We start from the raw sequence: 2,585 nt of genomic DNA on the forward strand, positions 1-2,585 counted from the left end.
CCGCGACCCGCTCCCGCTCGTCCGCGCCGAACGGCACGTCGGCGGTCTCCCCGGCGGCCCCGGCCGTGGCCTGGGCGCCCCCGGCCGGGCCGGCGGCGCGGGTGCGGACGCGGTCGCAGAGCGGCAGGACGTCCTCGACCGCGCCCTTGGTCACCAGCAGGTCGCGGCCCAGGTGGCCGTCCCGGCGCAGCACGACGGTCGCGCGGCGGCGGTCGGAGTCGAACGGGACGGCGTCGACCGCGTGGACGTCGCCGGCCGGCGGCTCCGCCCCGGCGAGCAGCGCGTCGTCCATCGTGTCGCCGGCGGCCTCGGGGACCAGCTCGGTCGCGAACCAGGCGTTGAGCCGGGCCCAGCGCAGCACCTCCTCGTCCGGCTCGCCCGCCGTGTCCAGGTGGGACGTCAGCGACAGCCGGTCGAGGGTCAGCGTGCCCGTCTTGTCCGCGCACAGGGTGTCCATCGCGCCGAGGTCGTGCACGGCGGGCAGCCGTTTGACGATCACGCCGTGCCGGGACAGCGCCGCCGCGCCGCGCGCCAGCGTGGTCGTCACGACCAGCGGCAGCATCTCCGGGGTGAGCGCGACCGCGATCGACACCGCGAACAGCAGCGCGTGCGACCAGGGCGTGGGGCCGGGCTCGGTGAACAGCAGCGCGATCGGGACGGCCGCCGCGACCATCGCGATGAGCGCCCAGGTCACCGTCCGGACGCCCCGGTCGAACGCGGTCTGCGGCGCGGCGCGCGGCACGTCCCGCTGGAGCGCGGCGAAGTGGGTGCGTGGGCCGGTCGCGACCGCGACGGCCGTGCCCGCGCCGCTGACCACGCTCGTCCCCATCAGGCACAGCTCGGGACGGTCGAACAGCGGCGTGTCGGGGTCGGGTGGCGGGGCCGCGGGCCCGGTCCAGGCGGCGCGCTTGGCGGCGGGCAGCGACTCGCCGGTCAGCACGGCCTGGTCGACGCGCAGCCCGGTCGCGCTCAGCAGCCGCAGGTCGGCCGGGACCATGTCGCCGGGCGCGAGCCGCACCACGTCCCCGGGGACGACCTGCTCGACCGGCACCTCCCGCTCGACGCCGGGGCAGCCGGCGTCCGCGCGGCGCAGGACGGTCGCGGTCGTGGTGCTGAGGGCGCGCAGTTCGGCGGCGGCGCGTCCGCCGCGCCGCTCCTGGCGGAACCGCAGCAGCGAGCTGAGCACGGCGAGCGAGCCGATCAGCAGCGCGCCGCGCGGGTCGCGGGTGACCGCGGTGACCGCGCTCAGCACCACCAGGACCAGCACGAACGGGTCGGTGGCGACGCGCGCGAGGTGGCGTAGCAGGGGAGTGCGCCGGGGGCCGCCGTCCGGGGCCTCGGCTTCGCGGCGCAGCAGCCGCTCCTCGGCGTCCGCCTCGGTCAGGCCGCGCGCGGAGGTCTCCAGGCCGCGCAGCACCGACAGCGGCGGGCGGCCCGCGTACCCGGCGAGGATCGCGCGGGTGCGGGGCAGGTCGGGAAGGACGTCGGTCCCGGTGGCGGGGGCCGGGACGGCGGTCCAGGGGTCGTCGGCGGACGGGTCCGCCAGGCCGAACGGTTCGGACTCAGGCGCCGAGGCCACGGACGGGGGCCGCTTCCACGGGGTCGCCCTGGAGGTGGGCGACCATCTGCGCGACGATCGCGGCGACGTGCGGGTCGTCCACCACGTAGACCTGGTGGCGGCCCTCGCGGCGGGACCGGACGAGCCCGGCCAGCTTGAGCTTGGCGAGGTGCTGGCTGACGGCGGGGACGGTGCCCCCGACCCGTTCGGCCAGCGAGCTGACGTCCTGCTCGCCCTGCGCCAGCACCCACACCATGTGCAGGCGCATCGTGGCCGCGAGCATCCCGAAGCGGCCGGCCGCCTCCTGGAGCAGCTCGGGCGAGAGCGCCTCCGGGGATCGCGCCGTGTCCCGCGTCCGCTCCTTCACCGGTGCGCCTCCCGTTTCCGTCATGTCGCCTCACCGCCGGCGCCCCCGCCCGTCCGCGGGGACGTCATGAGCCGTCCGGCTCCGGTACGAGGGTATCCAAAACGCCCGTCTCGCTCAGGACGGAAATCCCCACCCAACGCGAGGGCAACCTCCGGGGCCCGCCGCGCATCAAACGAGTCGGGACCGGAGAACATTAAAGTGATTGCGCAAGTGAGTGATCGCGGAGACACTGATGGGATCACGGGGGAACGCGGAGGGAGCGCCACCGAGCATGAGACGGGGGAAGAGGGCGGCCGACGCCGCCACACTGTCGCTGGGCGTCCGGATGGCGGAGGTCGAGGCGCTGTACTCGGCCGCGCTGACCGCCGAGACGGCCGCGGGCGAGTCCGAGGCGCTGCGCGAGCTCGGCCGCGCGGCCCGGCTGCTGGCCGCGCTCGCCGAGGTCGCGGCGGAGGGCGCCGGCGTGCCCGGCCGTGCCGCCGTGCCGCCGGCCGGACGGGTCGTGGTCGGGCCGTCCGCGACGCCGGTCAAGCCGCGGGTGCGCCGGCGCATCACGCGCACCCAGCACACCGTCGACTGGATCATCACCCGGAGCCGTCCCGACCCTCGCTGAGCCGGGCCCGGTCGTGGGGGGGCGGGGGGGGGGCGGGGGCGCCGCGG

The 2,585-nt window shown here is 77.2% G+C and carries 3 protein-coding genes; 1 reads left to right on the forward strand and 2 read right to left on the reverse strand.

Annotated features, from left to right (window positions below; genetic code table 11):
- Together AB0J52_RS35710 and AB0J52_RS35715 are read right to left on the reverse strand one after the other, a co-directional pair.
- A partial coding sequence (locus AB0J52_RS35710) for a P-type ATPase actuator domain-containing protein (RefSeq protein ID WP_500187341.1) occupies positions 1-1,579 on the reverse strand: 1,579 nt, incomplete at its 3' end.
- The gene (locus AB0J52_RS35715) at positions 1,563-1,949 is read right to left on the reverse strand and encodes an ArsR/SmtB family transcription factor (RefSeq protein WP_500187342.1); all 387 of its coding nucleotides are present in this window, start codon (positions 1,947-1,949) and stop codon (positions 1,563-1,565) included. The genes AB0J52_RS35710 and AB0J52_RS35715, both read right to left, overlap by 17 nt.
- A 247-nt stretch (positions 1,950-2,196) precedes the next feature.
- Between AB0J52_RS35715 and AB0J52_RS35720 the strand changes: the two genes are divergently transcribed.
- Positions 2,197-2,538 carry a hypothetical protein gene (locus AB0J52_RS35720; protein WP_500187343.1) on the forward strand — a complete coding sequence of 114 codons (342 nt, stop codon included), beginning with the start codon at positions 2,197-2,199 and terminating at the stop codon, positions 2,536-2,538.
- The last annotated feature ends 47 nt before the right edge of the window (positions 2,539-2,585 follow it).

Source organism: Spirillospora sp. NPDC049652 (assembly GCF_040675125.1).
Taxonomy (GTDB): Bacteria; Actinomycetota; Actinomycetes; order Streptosporangiales; family Streptosporangiaceae; genus Spirillospora.